Source organism: Nocardia sp. NPDC051833 (assembly GCF_040681225.1).
GTDB lineage: Bacteria > Actinomycetota > Actinomycetes > Mycobacteriales > Mycobacteriaceae > Nocardia.
This window is the reverse complement of record NZ_JBFAYK010000002.1, coordinates 1,273,780-1,299,022: the sequence shown is the minus strand read 5'-3', so window position 1 is coordinate 1,299,022 and position 25,243 is coordinate 1,273,780. Positions and strand designations below refer to the sequence as shown.

General features: G+C 70.8%; 27 protein-coding genes. 11 read left to right on the top strand and 16 right to left on the bottom strand.

The window, feature by feature from the left end; all coding sequences use genetic code 11:
- Positions 1-112: 112 nt before the first annotated feature.
- From AB0L91_RS24175 to AB0L91_RS24155, 5 genes are read left to right on the top strand one after another with little or no spacing between them, the layout of a single operon-like run.
- Positions 113-1,129 (top strand): hypothetical protein, encoded by a 1,017-nt coding sequence (locus AB0L91_RS24175; RefSeq protein ID WP_365013466.1) that lies wholly within the window; start codon positions 113-115, stop codon positions 1,127-1,129.
- Positions 1,114-1,932, top strand: coding sequence for a hypothetical protein (locus AB0L91_RS24170; RefSeq protein WP_365013464.1), 819 nt, complete (start codon positions 1,114-1,116; stop codon positions 1,930-1,932). The genes AB0L91_RS24175 and AB0L91_RS24170 overlap by 16 nt, the downstream gene beginning before the upstream one ends.
- Positions 1,933-1,944: 12 nt before the next feature.
- Positions 1,945-2,433 carry a hypothetical protein gene (locus tag AB0L91_RS24165; protein WP_365013461.1) on the top strand — a complete coding sequence of 163 codons (489 nt, stop codon included), beginning with the start codon at positions 1,945-1,947 and terminating at the stop codon, positions 2,431-2,433.
- Between the two features lie 10 nt (positions 2,434-2,443).
- Positions 2,444-4,165 carry an asparagine synthase-related protein gene (locus AB0L91_RS24160; RefSeq protein WP_365013458.1) on the top strand — a complete coding sequence of 574 codons (1,722 nt, stop codon included), beginning with the start codon at positions 2,444-2,446 and terminating at the stop codon, positions 4,163-4,165.
- 20 nt (positions 4,166-4,185) lie between these two features.
- Positions 4,186-4,929: a hypothetical protein gene (locus AB0L91_RS24155; protein ID WP_365013456.1), complete on the top strand. Its 744-nt coding sequence runs from the start codon at positions 4,186-4,188 to the stop codon at positions 4,927-4,929.
- Between the two features lie 12 nt (positions 4,930-4,941).
- On the opposite strand, the gene AB0L91_RS24150 is transcribed toward AB0L91_RS24155, so the two are convergent.
- The gene (locus AB0L91_RS24150) at positions 4,942-5,493 is read right to left on the bottom strand and encodes a helix-turn-helix domain-containing protein (RefSeq protein ID WP_355275806.1); all 552 of its coding nucleotides are present in this window, start codon (positions 5,491-5,493) and stop codon (positions 4,942-4,944) included.
- A 93-nt stretch (positions 5,494-5,586) separates the two neighbouring features.
- Between AB0L91_RS24150 and AB0L91_RS24145 the strand changes: the two genes are divergently transcribed.
- Genes AB0L91_RS24145 through AB0L91_RS24135 form a run of 3 tightly spaced genes read left to right on the top strand, consistent with a single transcriptional unit; the run spans position 5,587 to position 8,469 of the window.
- The gene (locus AB0L91_RS24145) at positions 5,587-6,798 is read left to right on the top strand and encodes a pyridoxal phosphate-dependent aminotransferase (RefSeq protein WP_355275804.1); all 1,212 of its coding nucleotides are present in this window, start codon (positions 5,587-5,589) and stop codon (positions 6,796-6,798) included.
- A 29-nt stretch (positions 6,799-6,827) separates the two neighbouring features.
- Positions 6,828-7,607 (top strand): helix-turn-helix transcriptional regulator, encoded by a 780-nt coding sequence (locus AB0L91_RS24140; protein WP_365013451.1) that lies wholly within the window; start codon positions 6,828-6,830, stop codon positions 7,605-7,607.
- 4 nt (positions 7,608-7,611) lie between these two features.
- Positions 7,612-8,469 carry a sterol desaturase family protein gene (locus AB0L91_RS24135; protein WP_365013448.1) on the top strand — a complete coding sequence of 286 codons (858 nt, stop codon included), beginning with the start codon at positions 7,612-7,614 and terminating at the stop codon, positions 8,467-8,469.
- Here AB0L91_RS24135 and AB0L91_RS24130 read toward each other — a convergent pair.
- From AB0L91_RS24130 to AB0L91_RS24095, 8 genes are read right to left on the bottom strand one after another with little or no spacing between them, the layout of a single operon-like run.
- The gene (locus AB0L91_RS24130; RefSeq protein WP_355275798.1) at positions 8,462-9,274 is read right to left on the bottom strand and encodes a carbohydrate ABC transporter permease; all 813 of its coding nucleotides are present in this window, start codon (positions 9,272-9,274) and stop codon (positions 8,462-8,464) included. The two genes, AB0L91_RS24135 and AB0L91_RS24130, sit on opposite strands and share 8 nt — an antisense overlap.
- The gene (locus AB0L91_RS24125) at positions 9,264-10,217 is read right to left on the bottom strand and encodes a sugar ABC transporter permease (protein WP_365013445.1); all 954 of its coding nucleotides are present in this window, start codon (positions 10,215-10,217) and stop codon (positions 9,264-9,266) included. The genes AB0L91_RS24130 and AB0L91_RS24125 overlap by 11 nt, the downstream gene beginning before the upstream one ends.
- 1 nt (position 10,218) lies before the next feature.
- A complete protein-coding gene (locus tag AB0L91_RS24120) occupies positions 10,219-11,076 on the bottom strand; it encodes a metallophosphoesterase (RefSeq protein WP_365013443.1) in 858 nt (285 codons plus the stop codon).
- Positions 11,073-12,440, bottom strand: a complete 1,368-nt coding sequence (locus AB0L91_RS24115; protein ID WP_365013440.1) for an ABC transporter substrate-binding protein — start codon at positions 12,438-12,440, stop codon at positions 11,073-11,075. Before AB0L91_RS24115 ends, AB0L91_RS24120 begins: the two co-directional genes overlap by 4 nt.
- 34 nt (positions 12,441-12,474) lie before the next feature.
- Positions 12,475-13,605, bottom strand: coding sequence for an ABC transporter ATP-binding protein (locus AB0L91_RS24110; RefSeq protein WP_365013438.1), 1,131 nt, complete (start codon positions 13,603-13,605; stop codon positions 12,475-12,477).
- A 9-nt stretch (positions 13,606-13,614) separates the two neighbouring features.
- Positions 13,615-14,481 carry an alpha/beta fold hydrolase gene (locus tag AB0L91_RS24105; protein WP_365013435.1) on the bottom strand — a complete coding sequence of 289 codons (867 nt, stop codon included), beginning with the start codon at positions 14,479-14,481 and terminating at the stop codon, positions 13,615-13,617.
- Positions 14,478-15,005, bottom strand: coding sequence for a YiiD C-terminal domain-containing protein (locus AB0L91_RS24100; RefSeq protein ID WP_365013432.1), 528 nt, complete (start codon positions 15,003-15,005; stop codon positions 14,478-14,480). Before AB0L91_RS24100 ends, AB0L91_RS24105 begins: the two co-directional genes overlap by 4 nt.
- A gap of 12 nt (positions 15,006-15,017) precedes the next feature.
- Complete coding sequence (locus tag AB0L91_RS24095; protein WP_357345334.1) at positions 15,018-16,178, bottom strand: acyl-CoA dehydrogenase family protein; 1,161 nt, start codon at positions 16,176-16,178, stop codon at positions 15,018-15,020.
- Positions 16,179-16,324: 146 nt separating this feature from the next.
- Between AB0L91_RS24095 and AB0L91_RS24090 the strand changes: the two genes are divergently transcribed.
- The gene (locus AB0L91_RS24090) at positions 16,325-17,260 is read left to right on the top strand and encodes a PDR/VanB family oxidoreductase (protein WP_365013430.1); all 936 of its coding nucleotides are present in this window, start codon (positions 16,325-16,327) and stop codon (positions 17,258-17,260) included.
- Between the two features lie 74 nt (positions 17,261-17,334).
- Positions 17,335-18,252: a hypothetical protein gene (locus AB0L91_RS24085; RefSeq protein WP_365013428.1), complete on the top strand. Its 918-nt coding sequence runs from the start codon at positions 17,335-17,337 to the stop codon at positions 18,250-18,252.
- Positions 18,253-18,265: 13 nt separating this feature from the next.
- Here the strand turns inward: AB0L91_RS24085 and AB0L91_RS24080 are convergent, their stop codons facing one another.
- Entirely contained in the window at positions 18,266-19,492 is a 1,227-nt protein-coding gene (locus tag AB0L91_RS24080) for a cytochrome P450 (RefSeq protein ID WP_365013425.1), read from the bottom strand.
- Between the two features lie 153 nt (positions 19,493-19,645).
- Here AB0L91_RS24080 and AB0L91_RS24075 point away from each other — a divergent pair, with 153 nt between their 5' ends.
- Positions 19,646-20,107, top strand: coding sequence for a PaaI family thioesterase (locus AB0L91_RS24075; RefSeq protein ID WP_355275778.1), 462 nt, complete (start codon positions 19,646-19,648; stop codon positions 20,105-20,107).
- A gap of 60 nt (positions 20,108-20,167) precedes the next feature.
- On the opposite strand, the gene AB0L91_RS24070 is transcribed toward AB0L91_RS24075, so the two are convergent.
- The 6 genes from AB0L91_RS24070 to AB0L91_RS24045 form a co-directional block, all read right to left on the bottom strand.
- Positions 20,168-21,010, bottom strand: a complete 843-nt coding sequence (locus AB0L91_RS24070; RefSeq protein ID WP_365013421.1) for an acyl-ACP desaturase — start codon at positions 21,008-21,010, stop codon at positions 20,168-20,170.
- Positions 21,011-21,013: 3 nt separating this feature from the next.
- A complete protein-coding gene (locus tag AB0L91_RS24065) occupies positions 21,014-21,847 on the bottom strand; it encodes a class I SAM-dependent methyltransferase (protein ID WP_365013418.1) in 834 nt (277 codons plus the stop codon).
- Positions 21,848-21,920: 73 nt separating this feature from the next.
- Positions 21,921-22,184 carry an acyl carrier protein gene (locus AB0L91_RS24060; RefSeq protein ID WP_355275772.1) on the bottom strand — a complete coding sequence of 88 codons (264 nt, stop codon included), beginning with the start codon at positions 22,182-22,184 and terminating at the stop codon, positions 21,921-21,923.
- Positions 22,181-22,726, bottom strand: a complete 546-nt coding sequence (locus tag AB0L91_RS24055) for a PaaI family thioesterase (protein WP_365013415.1) — start codon at positions 22,724-22,726, stop codon at positions 22,181-22,183. The genes AB0L91_RS24060 and AB0L91_RS24055 overlap by 4 nt, the downstream gene beginning before the upstream one ends.
- Positions 22,726-23,514, bottom strand: a complete 789-nt coding sequence (locus AB0L91_RS24050; protein ID WP_355275769.1) for a ferritin-like domain-containing protein — start codon at positions 23,512-23,514, stop codon at positions 22,726-22,728. The genes AB0L91_RS24055 and AB0L91_RS24050 overlap by 1 nt, the downstream gene beginning before the upstream one ends.
- 40 nt (positions 23,515-23,554) lie before the next feature.
- Positions 23,555-25,207, bottom strand: coding sequence for an AMP-binding protein (locus AB0L91_RS24045; RefSeq protein ID WP_365013413.1), 1,653 nt, complete (start codon positions 25,205-25,207; stop codon positions 23,555-23,557).
- Positions 25,208-25,243 lie beyond the last annotated feature (36 nt).

The window sequence follows — 25,243 nt, the reverse complement described above, 5'->3', positions numbered from 1 at the left end:
GCGGTTCGTGTGGTGCGGTCGCGGAATTCCGGTGGATCCGGTATGCCGTACCTGTGAGGATCGAGCGGGCCGCGGGGCCGGGTCGTGGCGTCGGCGGACAGGTCGACGCGCGATGATCTGCCCGCACTGCGGCAAGAACGTGCTGCACCGCGAACGCGGAAAGCGTACCTGCGCGAAATGCGGCCGGCTGTTCGCGCTCGAACCGAAGGAGAGCCCGTTCCGGCTGCACGACCTCCGGATGCGCAGGCTGATCGACCGGCTCGGGGACGGGCGGAACCTGCGCTACACGCTGCCGCAACTCTGGTACGCCGCGGCGCGGGGCCGCCTCCGCGACCCAGGGCAGACGTTCTTCGGCATTCGGATGGGAATCTCGATCGCGCTCGGCATCGTGATCTTCGCGCTCGCCGTCACCGGGCTCGTCTACTGGGCCCTCGCGCTCGGCGCGGGCGTGGCCGCACTGGTGGGGGTGAACGTCCTGTTGACCGCATTGCGGCCCCGGTATCTGGCGACCACCCTGGTACCGATGCCGGTCACCTACGCCCGATTCGAGCAGTTCGTGGTCGCCCGGTGGATCCAGGTCTACGGTGCGCCGCCCGCGGGTTCGGTCGATGGCCGGACCCCGCTGCCGCCCGTGCCCGCCCGCCCGCGATTCGCGGTGCTGTGCCCGGACAGCACTGTGCTGACCTGTCTTTCGGCCAACAACGTCGCCGGACTCTGGGGTATGGCGCCGGTGGGCCGGATCGATCAGCTGCCGCCGGGTGTCCCCGTGCTGGTCCTGCACGACGCCAGCGTCCCCGGTATCACCTACGTCGCCGCCGCGCGCGCCGCCCTCGGCGCCCGGGTGGTCCCGGTCGGGCTCGCCCCGCGCGCGGTGCTCGGCAAGGCGAAGGCGATACGGTTGCGCGAGGGCAGGCCCACCGCCGACGACCTGGCCCGGATCGGCGGCGAGCGACTGACGGCGGAGGAACGCGCCTGGCTGGCCGACGGCTGGCAGACGCCCCTGGCGTCGGTGCCACCCGCCGCCCTCCTCGCGGCGCTGGGCAGCGCGGTGGATCGGGTCGAGCGGGCGCTGGATCCGGATCGGCGGCGCGCCGCGGCGGTGGGGTTCCTGACGTGGCCGACCCGGTGACCTCGGCGGTCCTGCGCCGGGCGGTGCGGATCGCGGTGCGACGGGCCGGTGCGCCCGGCGACCTGCGATTCACCGAGCGCCAGCTCTACTACGAGGTCTGCCGCGTCCTGCTGCCGCTGCCGCGCGGGCTCCGCCGCCCCGCCTTCACCGTCCCGGCTCCCGTGCGCTACCCGGACTTTCGCGCCGCGCTGGCCGCGCACGGTCCGGTACCCGGCCTGCTCGCACCCGAACCGCCCCGGACCCGGCCCGCCGGTCGGCACACCACCGAACCGGACCTGTTCGACTACGGCCTGCCCCGGCTGCTGGTGTGCGAATCCACCGAGATCGCCCAGATGCTGCGCGCCAACGGCATTCCGATGGAATCCGCCTGCCCGGTGGTCGGCGCCGACGAACTGCCGCTGGACCCGCGCGTGGCGGGCATGCTGACGCTGGTCGAGCGGTCGGCGGTGTTCCTGCTCCACGACGCGACCCCGCACGGACTGACCTTTCCCGATCGCGTGCGCGCGCTGACCCCGATCCCGGACGGCGTCCGGGTGGTTCCCCTGGGATTGCGTCCCCGGCAGGCGGGCACCCTGCACGCCACCCACCGGTCGGCACACGCGCCCCGCGCCATCGACGCCGTGGTCGATCCGTGGGAACAGGACTGGCTGCGCCACGGCCGCGGCGTCGAGCTCGCGGCGGTGCGACCCGCCGCCCTGCTGCGCACCGTGCACCGGCTGGTCCGCGAGGTGCGGATCCGCGACACCGCGACGCAGTGGAATCGCCTGCGCACCACCGGTTTCCTCACCTGGCCCACCGCATGAAAGGACCGGACCATGTCGGTGCGACAGCACGTCACCTACACCGATGAACTCCTCGCCGACGGCACCGTGCACCGGCACTACTCCGACGGCCACCGCGAATGGCGCACGCGCGGAGCGGGTTTCGTATCGTGGCGGGACGACCGCGGTGGCTCCGGCCGCGACGAACCGCTGGGGCGCACCCTGGTGAAGCGGACCTATGCCGACGGCCGGGTGCTCTACGGCCGGGAATCCGGCTACGGCCGCACCCTGTGGGGTGACGGCGTCCTCACCGTGAACCGCTCCTCCTTCGGCGGCCGGGTCGGCACCATCCTCGCCGCGGTCGCCGGTGGCGCGCTGCTCGGCGCGCTGGTGATGCCGCCCGAGTTCCTCTCCGCGGCCGAGGAAGAGGAACTGCGCAGGCAGGCGGCGGCGTCCTCGTCGAGCGATTCCGGCGGCGGCGGTTCCGACGACTACGGCACCTGGAGCGACGACTCCGGCGACGACGGCGGCGACTTCGGATGAGGGAGTACTGATGTCGCGCTGGTGCGCCTTCCTGACCCCCGCCGATCCGGCCGGTGCCGTCCGCGCCGTCGGCGGCGACCCGGTCGCGGTGGGCACCGGAAGCGCCCTCGGCCTGCTCGCCGGATCCGGTGCGGCGGCAGGGCATTTCACCGCAGGGGAGTATCACGCCGTCGGCGCGGTCACCCTGTTCAACGCGCGGGGGCTGCGCACCGCGCTCGGTGCCGACGCGCCGCCACCGGACTGCGCCGACGGCGACCTGCTGCTGCGCCTCTACGCGAAGTTCGGCACCGCGGGCATCGCCAGGGCGGACGGCATGTTCGCGCTGGCGATCACCGACGGCCCCGAGCTGGTCCTGGTCCGCGACCACGTGGGCACCCGCACCCTGTTCTACGCCCGCGCCGGTGACGCGTGGGCGGCCTCGGGATCGATTCGCGCCGTGGCGAACTGGCCCGCGTTGCGCACCGGACTGCACCTGCCCGCCGTGCGCTCCTTCCTCACCTTCGCCTACCTGCCCGGCCGGGAGACCTTCTTCCGCGACGTGCACGAGGCGCTGCCCGGCCGCTGCCTGCGCCTGCGCCCGGACGGTACCTCGGTCGAGGAAACCTATTGGGAGCCCGCCGAATCCGTCGACGACCTGCCCGCCGCCGAGCACGCGCTGACCCTGCGCGCCCTGCTCGACGACGCGACCGCGCGGCGTCTGCCCGCGGGCGAGCCGGTCGGCGTGCTGCTCTCGGGCGGGATCGACAGCAGCCTGGTCACCGCGTTGGCCGCCAAGCGCCACGACCAGCCGGTCCGGACCTACTCCATCGCCTTCACCGGCACCACGCCCAACGAGCTCGCCTATTCCGGCTTGGTCGCGGCGCACTGTCACACCGAGCACCGGGTGCTGACCGTGCCGGGGGAGACCGTCGCGGCTCGCCTCGCCGACACCGTGGCCCTGCTCGACTGTCCCGTCGGCGATCCGCTGACCGTCCCCAATCTGCTGCTGGCCGAGGCCGCCGCGGCCGACGGCGCGCGCGTGGTCCTCAACGGCGAGGGCGGTGACCCGGTCTTCGGCGGCCCCAAGAACCTGCCGATGCTGATCTTCGAACTCACCCGCGACGATCCGAACCCGGTGGCCCGCGCCGCCGCCTACCTCGACAGCTACCGCAAATGCCTCGGTGACCTGCCGGTCCTGCTCAGCCGTGACGCGCTCGCCGCACTCGACGGCGCTCCGCCGCTCACCGACCTGCTCACGCCCCTGCTCACCCAGGGGCCGATGACGAGCCTGCTCAACCAGCTGCTGCACACGAACCTGCGTACCAAGGGTGCCCACCACATTCTCACCAAGGTCGAACGGCTCACCGCCGCGGCGGGTGTGGAGGGCAGGGCGCCGCTGTTCGACCGCGCCGTCATCGACCATGCCTTCCGGGTCCCGCCGCGGCTCAAACTCGCCGGCGCCACCGAGAAATGGATTCTCAAGGAAGCCGTCCGGGACCTGCTGCCCGCCACCATCGTCGACCGGCCCAAGAGCGGCATGCGGGTACCGGTGCAGCAGTGGCTGGCCGGTCCGCTGCGCGATCTCGGGCACGAGCTGCTGCTCGGCCGGTCCGCCCGGGCGCGCGGGCTCTTCCGCGAGGACACCATCCGCGCCTGGTTGCGTGGCGACGGCGCGCTGCTGCCCCGCCAGGGCGGCAAATTGTGGTTGGTGCTGTCGCTGGAACTGTGGTTGCGTGCCTTCGAGGTCACCTGAGCGCGAGGAGTCACCACCGTATGGCCGCACCGAGGATCAAGCACGCCGCGGACGACGAGAACGAGATCCACGACGTGGCGAACTTCGCCGACGCGGGCCGCAACACGGTGACCCCGGTGGCGAGTCTGCCCGCCGAGGTCGCGCTGGTAGTGGTGCGGACCTTCGCCGAGATCGTCCGCACGGCCACGACCGTCCACGCCGCGACCACCCCCGACGCCGACGGCGTCGTCCGCGCGCAGACCTTCGAGGAGGGCGACGTCTACATGATCGAGAAGCCCTTCGACGGCTTCTTCGCCGACCGGTACCTGATGGACTTCTACGACGTCACCGAGCGGGGGATGTGCTCGCGGATGCACCTGCACACCGGCCTGCGCTTCGTGCGGATGATGACCGGACCCGGCACCTACATCCGGGTCAGCAGCCTGTCCCCGTTCGAGGTCACCCACGTCGAGGGCGTGACCCCGTTCCGGCCCGACCAGTTCACCGACGACCTGCCCGACCTGCCGCCGGGGCAGCACCGGACCCGCTACAACCTCATCGTGCCGCCGTGCTCGTTCGTGGACATGCAGATCCCGCGCGGAGTGAGCCACCAGTTCAACGCCTTCGGGCCGCACGCGGTGATCGACTCGGTGCACCCGGAGGAGTCGATCGAGGTCTTCCGGGAGCGGATGTCCGGGTTCCGGATGACCGCGCAGACGGTCTTCCTGGCCGAGACCGCACCGGATGCGGCGACCTGCGCCGAACTCTCGGTCGCCGGGGACTGACCGGAACCGCCGTCAGCCGGTCAGCGAGCGGGCGCCGGTGGCGATCTCGGTGGCCTCGGCCAGCTCCAGCCGCAGTTCGCGGTCCGGGGCCGACGCGGGACCGTCGTGGTGGGTGACGCCGTCGGCGGTGATCACGTAGTGCAGCACGGTCTCGCCGATGTGCACGGTGACCGTGCCCGCGGGGACCAGCTCGGCGACGGCGTGGCCCAGCGGCAGCGCCAGCCAGTGCGCGCGCACGGCATCGGTCGGGGCGCGATCGCCGAGCAGGGGAGCGCCCCAGGCGGACAGGGCGTCGAGGACCGGGCGCAGGGCGCGGCCCGAGTCGGTCAGCTCGTAGCTGGACCGCATCCCGTTGCGATGATGGACGAGGATGCCGTCGCGCTCCAGGTCCTTGAGCCGGGTGGCCAGCATGTCGGTGCTGATCCCGGGGAGATCGGCGAGCAGATCGCTGTAGCGGCGCGGGCCCGCGGTCAGTTCGCGGACCACGAGCAGGGTCCAGCGGTCGCCGACGAGATCCAGGGCGCGGCTGACCGAACAGTAGTGGGCGTAGCTTCGGCGTGGCACATGTACTACCTTAACCATGGGCTTGGAAAAACCAAGTGAAATCTTGGAAATACCAAGTAGTGTGTGCGGCAACCACGCCTCGGAGGGATGTTCATGCAGGTCAAACAGTCCAGCAAGCTGTCGGGAGTGTCGTACGAGATCCGCGGCCCGGTCGCCGAGGAGGCGGCTCGGCTCGAGGCCGAGGGGCATCACGTCGTCAAGCTCAACACCGGCAACCCGCTGCTCTTCGGCTTCGACGCGCCCCCGGATCTGTTGCAGGACATGGTCCGGACGCTGCCCACCTCCACCGGCTACAGCTCGTCGAAGGGCCTGCTCTCGGCCCGGCGCGCGGTGGTGCAGTACTACCAGACGCTGGGCGTCGACGACGTGAGCGTCGAGGAGGTCTTCCTCGGCAACGGCGTCTCCGAGCTGATCATGATGGCGATGACCGCGCTGCTCGAGAACGGCGACGAGGTCCTGGTCCCCGCCCCGGACTTCCCGCTGTGGACCGCCGCGACCGCCCTCAACGGCGGCACCCCGGTGCACTACCTGTGCGACGAGGGCGCCGACTGGTACCCCGACCTGGCCGACATCACCGCCAAGATCACCGACCGCACCCGCGCCATCGTGCTGATCAACCCGAACAACCCCACCGGCGCGGTGTACCCGCCGGAGGTACTGCGCGAGATCCTCGAGATCGCCCGCAGGCACAACCTGGTCGTGTTCGCCGACGAGATCTACGACAAGATCTACTACGACGATCTCGAGCACACCGCCGTCGCCTCGCTCGCCCCCGACCTGCTGTGCCTGACCTTCTCGGGCCTGTCGAAGAACTACCGCGCCGCCGGCCTGCGTTCGGGCTGGCTGGTGGTCTCCGGGCCCACCCAGCACGCCGCGAGCTATCTCGAGGGCCTGACCATGCTCGCCGGACTGCGGCTGTGCGCGAATGTGCCGGCGCAGCAGGCGATCCAGGCCGCGCTCGGTGGGCATCAGAGCATCTACGACCTCACCCTGCCCGGCGGGCGCCTGCGCGAGCAGCGCGACCGCGCCTGGGAAGCCCTCAACGCCATCCCCGGTGTCTCGTGCGTGAAGCCGAAGGGCGCGCTCTACGCCTTCCCGCGGATCGATCTGGACATGTACCGCATCCACGACGACGAGAAGTTCGTCCTCGATCTGCTCCTGCAGGAGAAGCTGCACATCGTCCAGGGCACCGGCTTCAACTGGCCGCGGCCCGACCACTTCCGGATCGTCACCCTGCCGCACGCCGACGAGCTCGAGGCCATCATCGAGCGCATCGGCCGCTTCCTGGCGACCTACCGGCAGTGACACCTCGGGTGCCAGGTGCCGGGAGCGAGGTGGCCTGGCACGGTGCCGGGGCGGTGCTCCGTCCCGGCGTGCTCGCCTTCACCGGAACGATCGGCGGGACCCGGAGCCATGCCCATCACGCCGTGCAGATCGTCGTGGCCGACGCGCCGGTGACCGTGGTCGACGGCGACGGCCGGGCACACACCGGGGCCGAGATCGTGATCCCGCCCGACACCGAGCACCGCATCGACACCGGCGGTGCGACCGGGATCGTCGTGTTCCTCGACCCCGATTCCCCGGCCGGTCGCGGGGCGGTGCTGCGGGTCGCGACCTCGGGCTGGTGCGGCGGCCCCGCCCTGCGCGACCCCGCCCGGCGGATCGCCTCGACGGCGGCCTTCGTCGACGACCTGCTGACCACCTTCGCGGCGGCGGGCGGTGGCGCCGCCCGCGCGCGACATCCGGCGGTCGTGGCCGCGGTGGCCGCGCTGCCCGCGATGGTGGCGCGCGGACCGGTGCGCACCGGGGAGGTCGCCGCCGTCGTCGGCCTGTCGGCGAGCCGGCTCACCCACCTGTTCACCGCCCAGGTCGGGCTGCCGCTGCGCCGCTACATCCTGTGGCTGCGGCTGATGAACGCCGCCGAGCTCGCGCGGGCCGGGCGGGATCTGACCACGATCGCGCACGCGACCGGTTTCGCCGACAGCGCGCACCTCACCCGGACCTGCCGGGAGATCTTCGGCCTGCCGCCGTCGGCCCTGACCGGCGCGCTGGTCAGGGAGATCGGCGGCAGCCGAATCGTTCAAGCGCCGACCGGGGACCGGCGCCCAGGCTGAGGGCATGAAGCTCACTGTGCGCCGCCTCGCCCGCTACGGATACGTCCCGTGGATGCTGGTGGGGCTCAACGGCATCGGCATCGCCCTCGCCGCCGCCAACGCCCCGAAACCCTGGCTGCTGCTCGTGCTCGCGGTGGCGATCGCCACCTCGTTCGCGGTCGAACGGGTGATCCCGTACGAACCGGACTGGAACGGGACCCAGGCCGACAGCGTCCGCGACCGGGTGCACGCCGTGGTGAACGAGACGCTGATCCTGGTGAGCGTCGCGGTGATCCCGCTGCTCGCCGCGATCGTGCCCGCGCCGGGCGTGTGGCCGGGTAGTTGGCCGTTCGTGCTCCAGGTGGTCCTCGCCGTCCTGATCGCGGACGCGGGAATCACCCTGGTGCACCTGGCCAGTCACAAGATCGGGGTGCTGTGGCGCTTCCACGCCGTGCACCACAGCGTCACCCGGTTCTACGGGCTCAACGGCCTGATGAAGCACCCGCTGCACCAGACCGCCGAGATGGCCGCCGGCGTGGCCCCGCTGATCCTGCTGGGCCTGCCGGTCGACGTCGCCGCCGCGCTGGCCCTGGCCGTGGCCGTCCAGCTGCTGCTCCAGCACTCCAACGCCGACTACCGCGTCGGGCCGCTGAAGTACGTGCTCGCCCTCAACGAGGGACACCGCTTCCATCACCTCAAATGGGCCGGGGTCGGCGACGTCAACTTCGGCCTGTTCACCCTGCTCTGGGACCACCTGCTGCGCACCTACAGCTACGATCCGGGCCGCCGGTTCAGCTCCGACCAGCTCGGCATGGCAGCACACCCCGACTATCCGGTCGGCTACCTCGACCAGCTGATCGCGCCCTTCCGCCGCCTCACTTGAGACCCGACCGGACGAAGGCGTTGACGATGTGGCGCTGCAACACCAGGTACAGCAGCAGAACCGGCAGGCACGCCAGGCTCGCCAGCGCCATCATCGGCCCCCACTGGTCGCCCTCGGTGCCCATGAAACTGCGCAGACCGAGCTGGAGCACATCGTTGGACTGACGCAGCACGACCGCGGGCCAGAAGTACTCGTTCCAGGCGTTGATGAACAGCAGGATGCCCAGCGCGGCGAGGGCGGGACGCAGATTCGGCACCACCACCGTCCACAGGATCGCCCAGGAGGACCGGCCGTCGATCTTGGCGGCGGCGACGAGCTCCTTCGGGAACGCGTTCATGTGCTGGCGCAACAGCAGGACCGCCAGCGCCGAGCACAGCGTCGGCAGCACGCAGCCGATCAGCGTGTTGATCAGCCCCAACCGGTTGAGCAGGATGTAGTTGGGCAGCATGGTGACCTGGAACGGCACCAGCCAGACGCCCACGAACGCCAGGTACATCAGCCGCTGCAGCGGGAAGGTGTACATCGCGAACGCGTAGGACGCCAGCAGCGCGATCAGCAGCTGGCCCGCCGCGGACAGGATCGCCACCACGAACGTGTTGACGATCAAGCCGGTGACATCGACCTTGTGCGCCGCGTCGAGGTAGTTGTCGATCGACAGCGGCCACGGCAGCGGCGACAGCGAGGTGACGTCCTGCGGCCTGCGCAGCGCGGTGGCGAACAACCAGTAGATGGGGAACACGCACACCAGCGCCGTCCCGGCGAGCAGCAGGTGGCTGCCCGCCTGGCGGAGACGATCAATCATCATGAACGGCAACCTTTTCCGAGATCCAGACCAGCACGGCCGCCAGCGCGCCGAACCCGACGAACAACAGCACACCCGCCGCCGCGCTCAGGCCGGCGTCGAAGCTGTGGAACGCGTAGTCCCAGAGCAGGTAGTAGATGTTGGTCGTGGCCTGCGACGGCCCGCCCTGGGTCATCGAGTCGATGAGCGGGAACGACAGCGTCGGGCTGAGCAGCACGGTCGTGAGCACCAGGAACAGCAGCGTCGGCGACAGCAGCGGCAGCGTGATCCAGCGCCGGATCTGTCCCGGCGTCGCGCCGTCGACCTGCGCGGCCTCGCCGTAGTCGCCACTGATGCCCGCCAGACCGGCCCACACCACCAGCACCGCGAAACCGAGCAGCTGCCAGCCGGTGATCAGCACGATCACCGCCTGCGCGGTGGACGCGTCGTAGACCCAGTTGCGGCCGGAATCGACCAGCTGGTCGACGAATCCGGACCCGGGATGCAGCAGCCAGCGCCACACCGCCGCCGCCGCGACCGGCGCGACCAGGAACGGCGCGAAGACCAGCGCCTGATAGACGGTGCGGGCCCGGCCCTGCACCTTCCGGCTGGCCAGCGCGATCAGTACCGGCAGCACCACCGTGAACGGCAGCAGGCCCAGGATCAGCGTCGCGGTCCGGCCCAGCGAGCCCCAGAACGCCGGAAGATCCAGCAGCCGCGAGTAATTGGCGGTGCCGACCGCCTTCATCGGAGCGGTCGGTAGCAGGTTCCACGACACCGTGGACAGCTGCACCGCCTGCACCAGCGGCTGGTAGGTGAATACCACCAGCAGCACCACCGCGGGCGCCAGATACAGATAGGGCGCGATCAGGCGCAGCGCCTTGCGCCGGGTGAACCGGCGCGGACCCGCCGCAGGGGCGATGAACGCCGCCTGCGCCGGGTCCTGCCTGTCGTCGATGACGAACATGTCACCGCGTCCGCGCGGCGATCGCCGCGAGCTGCTCGAGCACCTCGGCCTCCGGCCGGTCGTAGACCGCGGTGGCCGGGGTCGCCTCGATCGCGGTGGCCAGCACGGTCGTGCCGACCACATCGATCCGGCTGTAGCCGAATCCGGTGAATCCGCGGTGCCTGCCCGCCGGGGGCATCGGATCGATCCGGTACGACAGCGCGGGCCCGATCCACACCGGGATGCCCGCGACCGACGCGGCGGCCGTCAGATGGTTGTGCCCGCACAGGATCATCCGGACATCGGACCCCGCGAGTACCTCCGCCAGCCGGTCGGCGTCCTCGAGCTTGAGGAAGTCGGCGGTGGCGACGGGGGAGGGCAGCGGCGGATGGTGCAGCACCAGCACGGTGCCCCGCGGGGCTGGCGTGCGCAGCTGCACACTCAGCCAGGCCAGCTGCTCTAGTTCGAGCCTGCCCTCGTGCCGCATCGGCGTGGTGCTGTCGAGCGCGATGATGCGCAGGCCGGCGACCTCGACGGTGCGATCGTGCGGCAGCGAGGTGTCCACCGAGCCGGGAGCCAGATCCAGCAGCTCCTCGCCGAAGGCGGCGCGTTCGTCGTGATTGCCCATGACGTACACGATCTCGGCGCCGATCTCGGCCGCGACCGGTTCGACGGCCGCCCGCAGCCGCCGGTACGCCTCGGGTGACCCGTTGTCGGACAGGTCACCCGAGAGCACCAGGGCGTCGACGTGCTGCCCGGCCTCGCGCAGGTGGGTGAGCACCCGGGTGAGGTTCGCGTCGGTGTCGACGACACCGTGGACGAGCTCACCGGCCGGGCGCAGGTGGGTATCGGTGAGCTGGACGATGGTCAGATCGCTCATGCGACCGGCAGGAGTTTGGTGCCCTCTGCCTGCGCAGCGGTCAGCGTGGACTGGGGGTCCTTGCCCTGGAACACGACGGCCTCGACGGCGTCCATCATGCCGTCGCGCATCTGCAGGTAGTTGTTGCCGGGCATGGAGACCCAGGGCTCCATGCTGCCCAGCTGGGCGACGTTCGGCTTCAGCAGCGGGTTCTTGGCGGCCCAGTCCTTGAGACCGTCGGGCTGGTCGAGCAGTCCGGTGCGCAGCGGCAGGTAGCCGATGTTCTGCGAGATCTTGATGTAGGACTCCTCGCTGGTGAGGAACTTGATCAGCTCCCAGGAGGCGCGCTGCTTGGCCGGATCGTTGGACAGGATGTGCAGGCCCGCACCGGAATTCGTGGGCACGGTGGGCTTGCCTGCGAAGGACGGCATCGGCGCCGACTGCAGGTCCCACTTGTCCTTGGCGCCGGTGACGAAGGTGCCCTGGATGGCGCTGGTCTCGAGGATCATGCCGATCTCGCCGCGCGCGAAGGCCTCGTAGCCCTGCTTCTGGTTCAGCTTGGGCATGCTGCCCGTGGTCACCAGGTCCTGCGCCATCTTGGTCACCTCGACGACCGGAGCGGCCGCGTAGGTGAGGGTGCGGCGATCCTCGGAGATGACCCGGCCGCCGTTGGACCGCACCAGCGACTGGAAGCACCAGTCCTTGGCGGTCTTGGTGAGGCAGTCGATGTACACGCCGCCCTTCCCGGTGCGGTCGACGATCTGCTTCGACGCGGTCGCGACGTCGGCCCAGGTGGCGGGCGGCTTGGCCGGATCCAGCCCGGCCTCGGTGAACAGCGACGCGTTCAGGTACAGCACGGGGGTGGAGAAGACGAAGGGCACGCCGTAGGTGTGGCCGTCCCAGTCGTCGAGGACGCGGGCGCGCGGGGCGTAGGCGTGCTTGCCGTCGAAGTTGCGGGCCACCTCCTGCTTGCCGACCAGGGTGTCGAGCGGCTTGGCCTGCAGCTGGTGCACGGTGAAGTCCAGGTCGGAGAAGCCGAGCTGGGCCACGTCGGGCGGGGTGCCCGCGACCATCTGGTTCTGGATGCTGGAGATGGTGTCGGTGGCCGGGTTCGGGCTGTTGCCCTGCGGCTTCTGCGCGGTGACCTTGATGTTGGGGTACTTCTTGCCGAAGTCGGCGATCAGCGCGTTGAACGTGTCGGTCCAGGCGCCGGCGAGACCGTAGTTGTAGGACTCGAACACGATCGAGACCTGCTGGTCGGCCGCGAGCTCCGGAATCTGCGCGGTCGTCGTGGTGTCCGAGGACACGGTGCCGCCCAGACCGCAGCCGCTCAGGGCGACGGCGGTGGTGAACACCACGCCCAGGATGGGCAGGGTGCGTTTCATGGTGGTTCTCCTCATCAACGGTTCGTGCGGTGACTCAGGGGACGGGCACGGCAGCCGCGTCCTGGCTGGGGATCGACTCCGGTTGCGGCGCTTGCCAGGTCAGGCGCAGGCCGGTGTCGGGATCGAACAGGTGGATGTCGGCGGGGTCGACCCGCACGGCGATGTCCTCGCCGACGTGCACCCCGGCCGGGCGCGGCGCGCGCACGCACAGGCTGGTCGTGCCCGCGTCGAGGTGCACCAACTCCTCGCTGCCGAGGTTCTCGACCATCCGCACCCGGCCGCGCACCGCGCCCGCCGTGGCGTCGATGCGCAGGCGCTCGGGGCGGATGCCGGCGATCACGGCGGTGGCGGTGTCGAGTTCGTCGGTGATGCCGAGCGCGGCGTCGACACCGTCGGCCGTCACCCGCAGGGCACCGCCGCGCGATGAGACGACCGCGGGGAACAGGTTCATCGGCGGTGATCCGAGGAACCCGGCGACGAAGGTGGAGCGTGGCTGGTCGTAGAGCTCGGCGGGAGTGCCGCACTGTTCGACCCGGCCCTCGTTGAGCAGTGCGATGCGCGAGGCCATCGTCATCGCCTCGACCTGGTCGTGGGTGACGTAGAGGAATGTCGCGCCCAGTCGCTGGTGCAGGGCGATCAGTTCGGCGCGGGTCGCGCTGCGCAGCTTGGCGTCCAGGTTCGACAGCGGCTCGTCCATCAGGAACGCGCCGGGGTCGCGCACCATCGCGCGGGCCAGGGCCACGCGCTGGCGCTGGCCACCGGAGAGCGCGACCGGTTTGCGGTCGAGCAGCGCGGACAACTCCAGGGTGGCCGACACCTCGGCGACCCGCTGGGCGATCTCGGCGCGCGGCGTGCGCCGGGCCCGCAGCGGGAACCCGATGTTCTTGGCGACCGACAGGTGCGGGTAGAGCGCGTAGCTCTGGAACACCATCGCCAGGTCGCGACGCTGCGGCGCCGCGTCGGTGACATCGTTGCCGCCGACCAGGATCCGGCCCTCGCTCGGCTCCTCCAGCCCGGCGATCATCCGCAGCAGGGTGGACTTGCCGCAGCCGCTGGGGCCGAGCAGGACCATGAATTCGCCGTCGGCGATGTCGAGGCTCACCTCGCGCACCGCGTAGTCGGTGTCGAACTTCTTCGACACCGCTTCGATCTGCAGTCGTGCCACGTCTCTCCTTCAGGCCGGCGCGGTGCCGGCGGTGATCCACTGCGACACGCCGGCCGCGATCGCGGGCGCGTCCTTGAGCCAGGTGAAGTGGTCCAGGTGCGCGACCGCGGAGTTCTCGTCGAGGTGCCACTGCGTGACCGCGGCGGACGGCATCCGCGAGACCAGGAAGTCGACATTGGACTTGGGGCCGAGCACGTCCTGCGACAGCGAGATCGCCAGCACGGGCAGGGTCATGTTCGCCAGCAGCGTGTTGTAGCGGCGCTTGCTGCCGCTGGGGCGGTAGTAGCTGGTGAGCGAGTGGATCGACCAGTCGACCATCACCCCGCCCGGCATCGGCGCCGGGATCAGCACGCCACCGGGCCAATGCCCCTTCACCCGCGAGACCAGGCCGATCCACTGGATCTGGCTCAGCGCCTCGAACCAGCGGCGCGGGCCGAACGCCCACCAGAACACGGTGCCGGTGCCGATCACGGTGACCCCGGCGACGCGCTCGGGTTCGGCGGCGGCGAACAGCAGCGCGAGCTGACCGCCCAGGCTGTGCCCGAACAGGTGCAGCGGCGCCTGCGGGAACCGCCCGTTGACCGCGGAAACGATGGCGGGCAGGTCGATTTCGAGCATCTCGCGGTAACCGAAGTCGGTGTGCTCTCCGAGCGCGGGCTCGGCCTCGCCGTGCGCGCGCAGATCGCAGGTCGCCACCGAGAGGCCGGTGGCGTGCAGGGCCTTGGCCAGCGACTGGTAGTTGCGCGCCTTCATCGCCATGGCGGGCAGGATCAGCACCACCAAGGCGGTGGGGTCGTCGGCGGCCAGCCAGCGCACGGTGAAGCGGACCCCGTCGGCGGTCTCGATCGTGGTGGCGTCGGGCGTGGTCGTGGTCATGACGCGTCCGTTCCGGCGATGCGCACATCGCACACGTAGTCGAAGGTGAATTCGGCGGTGAGCACGTCGTTGTCGTCGAGCAGCTCGGCGCGGCCGGACAGCTCGAACCGGGTGGACTCGGTCGCGGCCAGGACAGCGGCCAGGCCGTCGGCGTCGACGGTGGCGACGGCGCGGATGCGGCCACGGGCGGGCTTGCGGTAGGCGGCGGTGCCGCCGCGCAGGACCAGCCGGTCGACGGTGAACAGCCGGTGCGCCGCCGCGCCGACGAAGGCCGCGGCGCCCGCGATGTCGGCGGCGGTGAACAGCGCGCCTGCGTGCACGGTGCCCATGTGGTTGCACATCACCGGTTCGGCCGGGATCTCGACGACCGACCGGGTGGGGGAGATCTCGGTGATCCTGGTGCCGACGTGCGCGCCGAACGGCACCAGGGCCTGCGAGGCGTCGCGCAGGTAGTCGTAGTCGACGGCGTCGAAGTCGAGGGCGGGGTAGGCGGCGCCGAATCCGGCGATGCTGCGGGTGGTCATGGGGGTGTCCTCTCAGCGCGGTCCGCGCAGGACGCGCCGCGCGATCGACCCGCGCAGCACCTCCGACGGACCCTCGTAGATGCGGAAGGCCCTGGCTTCCACCAGGAATCGGGCCACCAGGTGGTCCTCGCAGACACCGAGACCGCCGTGCAGCTGCACCGCGCGGTCTAGTACCCGCCAGACCGCCTCGGAGACGAAGGTCTTGGTGATCGAGGCCTCGTGCCGGGCCTGCGCGGAGGCGGCGCCGTGCTCGTCGATGGTGGCGGCGGTGGACCGGATCAGGCTGCGGGAGGCGGCGATGTCGATCTCGTTGTCGGCGATGAGGCCCTGGGCGAGACCGTGGTCGGCGATCGGCACCCCGAACGAGTACCGGCCGCTGATGTGCTCGGCGGTGAGCTGCTGGGCGCGCACGGCCAGGCCGAGCCAGTTCATGCAGAACACCAGCCGCGAGGGCGCCAGCCGGACCGCGGCCAGGTCGAGGCCGCGGCCCACCGCGCCCAGGATCGCGGACTCGGGGACCTCGCAGTCGGCGAACTCGATCTCGCAGTGCCCGCCCGGCGCGCTGGTGTGGTCCAGCGTGGGCATCCGGCGGCCGATCTTCAGTCCGGGATTGTCCTGGTCGACCAGGAACATGGTCGGGCCGTCGGTGGTGGCGGCGACACAGATGGTGAACGCCGCGCCCTGCGCGCCGGTGGTGAAGTGCTTGCGGCCGTTGATGACCCAGCCGGAATCGGTCTCCTCGGCGACGGTCGCCAGCATCCGCGGGTCCGAGCCTGCGCCCGGCGCCGGCTCGGTCATGGCGATGGCGGAGCGGACCTCGCCGGAGGCCAGCGGGGCCAGATACCGTTCGCGCTGTTCGGGGTTCGCGACCTCGGCGAGCAGGTGGATGTTGCCGTCGTCGGGCGCCCAGGCGTTGACCGCGAGCGGGCCGAGCAGGCTGGCGCCCGCCGCCTCGAGCACCTCGGCCTGGGCCCTGGTGTCCAGGCCGAGGCCGCCGTAGGCGGGATCGGAGAGCGGGCCGAAGACACCGGCCTCCTTGGCCTTCTTCTGCAGGTCGAGGCGCAGGGCGTCGTCGGTGACCCGGCCACCGACGACGACCTCGCGTTCCACCGGGATGACGTGGTCTTGCACGAACTGCCTGGTCTTGGCGACCAGTTCCACCACTGGAGTCATGCCGTCAGTGTCGGGCGGCCCACCGGTGCGGCGGCGGGGCGATAGTGAATGTCGATCGGTCCAATCGACTCGCCGCGCCCCTCGGGCGACCGTGCCGGATCTCACGCACGGTGAGACTCGACAACCATGCGGGCGAGGGGATGGCCATGACCGACGTGAGCGTGCGGGTGATCGAGCGCACCGACGAAGCCGACGCGGTATTCGCCCTGGTGCTGGCCGCGGTCGACGGCGGGGAACTGCCAGCGTGGGCGCCGGGCGCGCACATCGACGTGGCGGCGGGGGCGGCCGGTGTCCGCCAGTACTCGCTGTGCGGCGACCCGGCCGAACGGGACCGGTGGCGGATCGCGATCCTGCACGAACCGAACGGCCGCGGCGGTTCGGCGCACCTGTTCCGGACGGCGGTGCCCGGCACCACCCTGTCGGTCTCGATGCCCCGCAACAACTTCGAGCTGGCCGAGTCCACCGAGTACACCTTCGTCGCCGGTGGCATCGGGATCACCCCGATCCTGCCGATGATCGCCGCCGCCGAGCGCGCCGGTGCGCGCTGGACGCTGCACTACGGCGCGCGCTCGCGCACCCACATGGCCTTCGCCGAGGCGCTCACCGCGCGGTATCCGGCGGTGCGGCTGCTGCCCCAGGACGAGTCCGGCCTGCTGCCGGTGGCCGACATCGTGGCCGAGCGACCCGGCGCGACCGTGTACTGCTGCGGCCCGGAGCCGCTGCTCGCCGCGGTCGAGGCCGAGGGGCAACGACAGAGCGTCACGGTACGGACGGAACGCTTCGTCCCCCGCGCGGTCGAGTCCACCGGCCCCGACCAGGCCTTCGAGATCCAGCTGGCCCAGTCCGGGCGGACGCTGCGGGTCGCCGCCGACCGCTCCATCGTCGACGTCCTGGAATCGGCGGGCGTCGCGGTCATCACCTCGTGCCGCGAAGGAACCTGCGGCAGCTGCGAGACCCCCGTCCTCGACGGCGAGGTGGAGCACCGCGACTCCCTGCTCACCGCCGAAGAACGCGAAAGCGGCAAGACGATGATGCTGTGCGTCTCCCGCGCCACCTCCGACGTGCTGGTCCTCGACCTCTGAGTGCACGTCCTCGGCCGATCCCGCGTTTGTCGTCCGGTCGGCGGAACGCTCTGCGCGTTCAGTAGATTCGACCGATGACCGCGATCTCCACCGCCCTCTATTGCGGGACGCACTGGGACGAGCAGGGCCGGTGGTTCTACGAGCTGATCCGCGAGGACGGCGGCACCGAGCTGCTGCCCGGGATCGGGACCCGGTTGGCCTTCCGGCTCACCGGCGGCGGTCGGTTCTGTCTCGGATACCACGGGTTCGGCGCCGGGCGCCGGGGGCGGCAGGCGTGTCCGAGCCGGGCTCGGGTGGACAGCGGCAAGCAGTGTGCGCAGTGCCGGATCACCGAGGGCTGGTCGGTGGTGCACAGTCATCGGGGGCCGATCACGGCGTTGCCCGAGCAGGTGCAGGGGTACGTCGCGCAGCCGCATCATCTCTACATCGCCTATTTCGGTGACGGGATGACCAAGGTCGGGACCGCGTCGGCGGTGCGGCGGCAGCGGCGGCTGTTCGAGCAGGGCGCGCTGGTGGCTCGCTTCATCACCGACTCCCCGGACGGCCTGCACGTGCGCGAGCTGGAGCGGGTCGTCTCGGAGCGGGCGGGGCTGCGGCAGGCGGTCGCCGGTGTCACCAAGACCCGCATCCTCACCAAACCGCTGCGCCCGTGGTCGGCGCTGGAAGCCGCCGTCGCCGACGCGGCCGCGCACGCGGCGAGCACCCTGCCCGACGACATCACCCGCACCGACACCGCGTGGTCCGGTGGCCGGGACTTCTACGCCACGATCCTCGCGCGCGGGCGCTACGCGGACGCCGTCGAGTTCACCGAGGACTCGGGCGAATACGTCCTCGACGCCGTCACCGCCCACGGCCACACCATCGCCTGCGCCGACGACGCGGGGGACGGCGAACTGGTCCTGGTCAACGACTCCCGGCTCATCGGCCGCCGCATCGAACTCGACCCCACCATCACCGCCGTGACCGCACCGGCCCAGACCAGCCTGTTCTGACCTGGGCCGTCGTTCAGCGCACGCGGACGGGGAGTTCGAGGAGGCCGCGGATGAGGGTGCTGGTCTGCCAGTGGCCGGTGGCGGCGGCATCGGCCAGGCACAGGTCCGGGAAGCGGTGGAGCAGGGCGGTGTAGGCGATCTCGGCTTCGAGACGGGCCAGGGGCGCGCCGACGCAGAAGTGGATGCCGTGGCCGAAGGCCAGGTGGCCGGTGGGTTGGCCGTCGACGGCGAGGGTGTCGGCATCGGCGAAGCGGGCGGGGTCGCGATTGGCGGCGGCCAGCGCCACATAGACGAGTTCGCCGGCCGGAATCTCGGTGCCGCCCAGGGTGATCGGTTCGGCGGTGTAGCGGACGGTGGCCATGTCGACCGGGCCGTCGAAGCGCAGGAACTCCTCGATCGCGGCGGGCACCCCCGCCGGGTCGGCGCACAGGGCCCGCCACTGCTCGGGGCGGCGCAGCAGGGCGTTGACGCCGTTGCCGATGAGATTGACGGTGGTCTCGTGGCCGGCGACCAGCAGCAGGAACGCCATCGACACCAGTTCGCGATCGGTGAGGCGGTCGCCGTCGTCGTCGGCCAGGACCAGCTGCGAGAGCAGGTCGTCGGCGGGCTCGGACTGCTTGGCACGCACCAGGTTCGCCAGGTAGGCGACCATCGCCGCCGAGGCCGCCGGGCGTTCGTCGTCCTCGCCCTCACCGGCGACGGTGACCAGCGCCCTGGTCCAGGTCTGGAAGTCGTCGCGGTCGGCGTAGGGGACCCCGAGCAGCTCGCAGATCACCGTGACCGGCAGCGGGTTGGCGAACTCGTCCATCAGATCGACCTGGTCGCGCTCGGCCATCGCGTCCAGCAGCGACGCGGTGATCTGCTCGATCCGTGGCCGCAGCGCGGCGACCCGCTTGGCGGTGAACGCCTTGTTGACCAGTTTGCGCAGCCGCGTGTGCGCGGGCGGATCGGTGCTCAGCATATGGCTCAGCAGCGCGACCACATTCGGATCACTCGGGGTCGACCCCCGCTTGGCGTGCACGATCCCGTCGATGTGGGCGATGTCCTTGCGCAACCGCGGATCGGCCAGGGCCACCCGGGCTTCGGCGTAGCCGATCACCACCCAGCGCACGACGTCGTCGGGGAAGCGGACCCGATGGACCGGGCCGTCGGCGCGCCAGCGCCGGTAGTGCGCGTGCGGGTCGGCGAAGAAGTCGGCCTCGATGGACTCGACGCGGGCGGCAGCGGTGGTGTCGGCCATCTGCCCGACGGTACGCGCGGCCGGGCGACGGCGCATCGGCCGCGCGTGATCCCGATCAGCCGATCGGAGCTCGAAATGGAATGTCGTGTGGCAAGACGGAATTCACCGGGCGCTGATCGAATGGCGGAGGAATCGTCCGCAGGGAGGAAAACCATGACCACCACCGAAATCGACGCGACCGCCGAACGGCGGGTCGCCGAATTGACCGCGGTATTCGAGCGCGGGCTGCAGGAGAAACTGGGCGTCGGCGATTCGCTGGGAATTCGGCTGGAGAGCGCGTCGAAGGGCCGTACCCGGTACTACCTGGACCCGAATCCGGCGACCATCAACGCGATGTTCACGGTGCACGGCGGCGTGCTGGCCACGCTGATGGACACCGCCATGGGCAGCGCGGTGTTCACCGAACTCGGTGACGGCGTCGCCTACACCACGCTCGAGCTGAAGGTGAACTTCATCCGCGCGGTGACCCTCGACGGCAGCAGGCTCACCTGCGACGCCACCGCCGTCCACGTCGGCAGGCGCACCGCGACCGCCGAAGGCCGCATCACCGACGCGGCGGGCAAGCTGATCGCCCACGGCACCACCACGATTCTGGTGCTGGCCCAGGGCAACTGAGCCGACGACACCGGCCCCCGCTCCGTGGCCATCGGGAGCGGGGGCCGGTGACGTCGTGGGTCAGGCCAGGGTGCGGCAGCCCTCGACGAAGGCGATGAGTTCGTCGACCGGTTCGGTGCGGGCGTCGACCGCGCGGTCGATCACCTTCACCAGGTGTTCGTAGGCGGCGGTGTGGTCGTAGTCGGCGACATCGGCGATCCGCAGCGCCCACCGCCAGTAGCCGCGCAGCGTATCCGACAGCGGCATCCGGAAATTCGCGACGACGTCGCGGATCGGCGCCACCACCGCGTCGCCGTCGTGGCGCAGATACCGGGTCACCACGTCGGCCATGAAGCTGAAATGCCGCGCCTCGTCGCGCGCCAAGCGGGTGAGCACCGCGGCCAGCACCGGGTCGGCGACCACGTCGCGCAGCTGCTGGTAGTACATCTGCGTCGCCTTCTCCTGCACCAGGGCGTAGGCGAAGAACTGGACCGGATGGTCGTAGGGCAGATCGAACGGCTTGTGGCCCTCGATCGCCAGGTCCGACCGCAGGGTGTCGCGGTCGGCGATGCCCGCCGTCTCCTGGTAGCGGGCCAGCGCCCTGGCGTGGGTGTCCTCCTCGAGCGCCCAGCGCACGGTGAAGTGGTACAGCTCCCGATTGTGTTCGAAGGTGGGCAGATCCACGGTGTCGTCGACCGGGAAATGCCGGTGGTAGACGTCGAAGTAGCCGGGCAGATGGTCCTCGATCAGGGTGACGAACTGGACCGCGGAGCGCTGTCCCTCGGTGAGCCTGCCCGCGTCGGCGGCGGCCCAGTCGAAGGCGGTCTCCACATCCCAGGCCCGGGTCGCCGGGGAGGCGGCCAGAAAGCCGTCCACCGCGGCGACCAGGTCCCGCACGGGCAACAGCCCCGGTGTGGTGCTCATGTCCTACCTGGCATTCCGGCAGACCAGCGCGTAGTGCTTGGTGGTGTAACCCCAGCCCGCGTTGGCGATCTCGAGATAATGGCGCAGCTTGGCGGCCAGGCCGGGGCCGTGCGCGTCGATGCGCTCGGCGGCGGCGTCGACATTGCCGATCCAGTCCTCGATGGTGCGCCGGTAGTGGTCGGTCAGATCGTCGACCGAGATCACCGAGAAGCCGGCGTTCTCGGCGGCGGCGATCAGTTCCGACAGCGGCCGCAGCTCGCCGAAGCCGAAGATGTCCTCGCGGACGAAGCCGGTGCCGTCGCGATCGTCGAAAGCGCTGCGGGTGGCCACATTACGGAAGCAGCTCTCCGACACGTACAGCGTGCCGCCGCGCCGCAGCACGCCCCGCGCCCGGCGGAACACCTCGTCGGGGTCGGGCATGTGCACGATCGATCCCAGCAGCGTCACGGCGTCGAAGCCACGGGCGGGCAGGTCGAGCTGTTCGAAGTGCCCGACCCGGGTACTCACCAGATCGGCGACGCCGCGCGCCGCCGCCTGCTCGGCGATGTAGTCGTGCTGACGCGGCGCCGGGCTGATCCCGAGCGTCCGGCAGCCCAGCTCGCTCGCCATGTACAGGATCAGCGAACCCCAGCCGCAGCCAACATCGAGCAGCTGCTCGCCGCCGCGCAGCCCGAGCCGCTCGGCGACGAAACGCAACTTGTTGCGCTGCGCCAGTTCCAGTGTGTCACTGTCGGATGCGTAGAGCGCCGAGCTGTACTTGCGCAGCGGATCGAGGAACTGCCCGAAGATGTCGGGGTCGAGATCGTAGTGCTGATTGGTATCGGCGACGACGGTCATGCTGCATCCTCCTGCGCATGACCGCGGGGCACTACGTGGTTACGCGTGCTGCCGCCTCCGTGCCCTGACGCGATCATGCGGACGCCTCGGCCACGGACCGTTCGACGACCGCGGTGACCTCGGCCAGGGTCGACATCCCGAAGACGTCGGCGTCCTCGAGTTCGATGTCGAAGGTGCGCTCGATGCGGGCGATCATTCGCAGCACCCGTACCGAGTCCACGCCCGCCATGGCGCGCAGGTCGGCGTCGGGGGTGAGGTCGGCGGCGCTCAGGCCGGTCTCGGCGATCGCGATCTCGGTGACCGTGCGCAGGATGGTGTCGGCAGAGGTGGTGGTCATGGCCGGGCTCCGTTCGGGGAGAGGGTGTTCGACGTGGACAGGGCGTGGTCGAGCAGGGTGACTTCGTCGTCGTCGAGGGTGAGCTGGTCGCGGACGGCATGCAGGTCGAACGGCTGGTAGGTGGCCGTCGACGTCGCGCACACCGCGTCGTTCGCGTCGAGGATCTCGGCGTGCGCGGGGATCGGCCCGGCGGCCCGCTCGGGCGGCAGCGTCGCCACACAGCGGTATTCGCGGTCGATCAGCAGGGGCGTGAGGAAACGGGTGCGCTGGGAGACGGTGAAGGCGGGGACGTGGCGGGCCAGCACGATCAGATTGCCCATCACCTCGTCGCACACGACGCCGATCAGGCCGCCGTGCACCACCCCGGGATAGGACTCGAACGCGCGCCCGAGCCGGAACGTGGCCACCAGCGCGCCGTCCGCGCGCGGGGTGAAGGTCAGGCGCAACCCGGTCGCGTTGTGCGGGGAACAGCCGAAGCAGTGGTAGTCGGGGATCACCGACCACGGCACCTCGACCGCGCCGGGCCGCTCGCCGCCGGTCATCAGGCGATGGCGTCGGCGAGGGCGCGGCGCACCTTCGCGTTGCTGGACAGGTCGAGGCCGGTGATGCCGGCGAAGGTCCGGCGCACCTTGTCGTGCAGCACCTCCAGCTCGCCCTCGGCGGCGACCTGTTCGAGGAACAGCTCGAAACCGGTGTCGATGGTCTCGTGGTCGCCGAGCTCGGCGATCCCCGCCTTGAAGGTGCTCACCGGGTGCTTGATCTTGGCCTCGGAGCTGTAGACGTAGAGCGTCTCGAGCACCGAGGGCAGCTCCTCGGGCCGCTTCTTCAGCCGCTCGGTGGTGTAGTGGATGAACTCGCGCGCGTGCCCGGCCTCGTCGCGACTGGCGTTGAGCAGCAGCGTCTTCAGCACCGGCTCGGCCACCCAGCTCGACACCGCGCGGTACACGTGGTTGACGGTGAGCTCGGAGATGATGTTGGTGGCCAGCGTCGCCGAGGGCGTGCTGCCCGGCGCGTACGGCTCACGCATCGCGTCGACCGCGCGGTCCTCGACGTCCTCGCCGATGGCGCCCAGCCAGGAGCGGAAGGCGTAGTGGTGCTGCACTTCCTGGTAGCCCCACACCACCGCGAAGGTGGAGAAGTCGTAGTCGTCGACGAACTCGTTCAGGAAACCGTGCACGGCCGCGATGACATTGGACTCGCCCATCGCCGCGCTCTTGGCGAGGGTGATGTACTCCGGGCGGACCAGGGTCGGGTCGACGGCGGCCAGGTCGAGGTCGCTCAGTTTCCAGTGCAGACGTTCGTAGTGGCGGAAGATGTCGAAGCTGTGCACTAGGCACTCCCATTCGATCGCAGGGGTGAGCGGCGCGGCGTCATCGGCGGCCGATCAGGTCGCGGGCGGCCAGCCGCTGGAGCTTGCCGCTGCTGGTCCGGGGGATGCTGCGCGGCGCGACGAGATGCACCTGCACGGCGGAGAGCCCGAGCTGGGCGGTGACGGCGGCGGCGATGGCCGTGGCGAGCGCGTCGGCCTCGGCGCCGGTGCGTTCGGTCTCGGCGATCAGGGCGATCACGTCGTCACCGTCGGGGTCGACGGCCGCGGTGCAGCGGCCCTTGTGGATGCCGTCGAGATCGCGCACGGCGGCCTCGACGTCCTGGGCGTAGTAGTTCACGCCGCGCACGGTGATCATGTCCTTGCAGCGTCCGGTGACGAACAGTTCGCCGTCGCGGCGGTAGCCGAGATCGCCGGTGCGCAACCAGCCGTCGGCGAAGCGGTCGGCGACCGCGTCCGGATCGACGGTGAGATAGCCGCCGGTGACCGGCGCGCCCTGGATCAGGATCTCGCCGACGCGGCCGTCGGGCAGGTCGGCGCCGGTGCCGAGATCGACGATCCGGATCGCGATCCCCTCGACCGCGGAGCCGACCGAGGCGACCGCCCGCGCGCCGTCCTCGGTGCGCGAGACCGGTTCGGCGACAGCGGCATCGGCGAGCCGGGCGCGGTCGACCCACTCGAAGCGCGGGGCGCGCAGCAGCGGCGGGAACGCGACGGCGAGGGTGGCCTCGGCCATGCCGTACACCCCGAACATCGTCGACGGCGCGAAGCCGGCGGGCGCGAACCGCTCGCAGAACGCGCTGACCACCGATTCCGCGATCGGTTCGGCGCCGTTGAACGCGATCCGCCAGTGGCTGAGGTCGTAGTCGGTGACCTGCTCGGGGGCGATGGCGCCGAGCAGTGCCTCGTAGCCGAAGTTCGGCATGGCGGTGATCGTGGTCGCGGTCGAGGCGAACTCGCTCAGCCAGCGCGCCGGGTCCTTGACGAACGCCAATGGCGACCAGACGTGGGCGGGAATCCCGCGCAGCACCGCCGACAAGGTGCCGAACAGGCCCATGTCGTGGAACAGCGGTAGCCAGAAGCCACCCTGGTCGTCGAGGCTCAGGTCGATGCCGGTGCGGATCGCGGCCAACCCGCTCACCACATTGGCGTGGGTGAGCAGCACGCCCTTGGGGAGCGCGGTGCTGCCGGAGGTGAACTGCACGATCGCCAGGTCGTCGGGGCCGTGGTCGGGCAGCGCGTCCGGGTCGGCGACGACCTCGGTGACCAGATCGGTGGTGTCGACGAACTCGACGCCGATGTCGCCGATCAACGGGATCATCGAGGCGAACCGCGGCGACACCAGCACGGTGCGCATCCCGGCGGCCGCGGTGATCGCCGCGAGCTTGGCCGGGTAGGCGGCCGTGGCACGGGCGCCGGCGGGTAGCGGCAGTGGTGTGGCCGCCCCACCCGCCGCGGCGATACCGAAGAGCGAGACCAGGAATTCCGGCGCGTTGGGGCACAGCACACCGACCGGCTCGCCGTGCCCGATCCCGCGCCGGACCAGTGCCGTCGCCGCGGTCTGCGCGCGCAGCGACAGCTCGGCGTAGTCGACCCGTTCCGACACCGACCAGAATGTCGCGGGTACCCGCGGATGCGCCGCGGCGACGCCGGCCAGCAGCGTGGTGAGCGTTTCGCCCGAACGCGAGGAATTCATGCCGGAAACGACAACAGTGCCATATGAAATCGCGTT

Coding starts and splice junctions, on each gene's coding strand:
- AB0L91_RS24175 (WP_365013466.1), top strand. CDS start 113: ATGATCTGCCCGCACTGCGGCAAGAACGTGCTGCACCGCGAACGCGGA.
- AB0L91_RS24165 (WP_365013461.1), top strand. CDS start 1,945: ATGTCGGTGCGACAGCACGTCACCTACACCGATGAACTCCTCGCCGAC.
- AB0L91_RS24160 (WP_365013458.1), top strand. CDS start 2,444: ATGTCGCGCTGGTGCGCCTTCCTGACCCCCGCCGATCCGGCCGGTGCC.
- AB0L91_RS24155 (WP_365013456.1), top strand. CDS start 4,186: ATGGCCGCACCGAGGATCAAGCACGCCGCGGACGACGAGAACGAGATC.
- AB0L91_RS24145 (WP_355275804.1), top strand. CDS start 5,587: ATGCAGGTCAAACAGTCCAGCAAGCTGTCGGGAGTGTCGTACGAGATC.
- AB0L91_RS24135 (WP_365013448.1), top strand. CDS start 7,612: ATGAAGCTCACTGTGCGCCGCCTCGCCCGCTACGGATACGTCCCGTGG.
- AB0L91_RS24130 (WP_355275798.1), bottom strand. CDS start 9,274: ATGATGATTGATCGTCTCCGCCAGGCGGGCAGCCACCTGCTGCTCGCC.
- AB0L91_RS24125 (WP_365013445.1), bottom strand. CDS start 10,217: ATGTTCGTCATCGACGACAGGCAGGACCCGGCGCAGGCGGCGTTCATC.
- AB0L91_RS24120 (WP_365013443.1), bottom strand. CDS start 11,076: ATGAGCGATCTGACCATCGTCCAGCTCACCGATACCCACCTGCGCCCG.
- AB0L91_RS24115 (WP_365013440.1), bottom strand. CDS start 12,440: ATGAAACGCACCCTGCCCATCCTGGGCGTGGTGTTCACCACCGCCGTC.
- AB0L91_RS24105 (WP_365013435.1), bottom strand. CDS start 14,481: ATGACCACGACCACGCCCGACGCCACCACGATCGAGACCGCCGACGGG.
- AB0L91_RS24100 (WP_365013432.1), bottom strand. CDS start 15,005: ATGACCACCCGCAGCATCGCCGGATTCGGCGCCGCCTACCCCGCCCTC.
- AB0L91_RS24095 (WP_357345334.1), bottom strand. CDS start 16,178: ATGACTCCAGTGGTGGAACTGGTCGCCAAGACCAGGCAGTTCGTGCAA.
- AB0L91_RS24090 (WP_365013430.1), top strand. CDS start 16,325: ATGACCGACGTGAGCGTGCGGGTGATCGAGCGCACCGACGAAGCCGAC.
- AB0L91_RS24085 (WP_365013428.1), top strand. CDS start 17,335: ATGACCGCGATCTCCACCGCCCTCTATTGCGGGACGCACTGGGACGAG.
- AB0L91_RS24080 (WP_365013425.1), bottom strand. CDS start 19,492: ATGGCCGACACCACCGCTGCCGCCCGCGTCGAGTCCATCGAGGCCGAC.
- AB0L91_RS24075 (WP_355275778.1), top strand. CDS start 19,646: ATGACCACCACCGAAATCGACGCGACCGCCGAACGGCGGGTCGCCGAA.
- AB0L91_RS24070 (WP_365013421.1), bottom strand. CDS start 21,010: ATGAGCACCACACCGGGGCTGTTGCCCGTGCGGGACCTGGTCGCCGCG.
- AB0L91_RS24065 (WP_365013418.1), bottom strand. CDS start 21,847: ATGACCGTCGTCGCCGATACCAATCAGCACTACGATCTCGACCCCGAC.
- AB0L91_RS24060 (WP_355275772.1), bottom strand. CDS start 22,184: ATGACCACCACCTCTGCCGACACCATCCTGCGCACGGTCACCGAGATC.
- AB0L91_RS24055 (WP_365013415.1), bottom strand. CDS start 22,726: ATGACCGGCGGCGAGCGGCCCGGCGCGGTCGAGGTGCCGTGGTCGGTG.
- AB0L91_RS24045 (WP_365013413.1), bottom strand. CDS start 25,207: ATGAATTCCTCGCGTTCGGGCGAAACGCTCACCACGCTGCTGGCCGGC.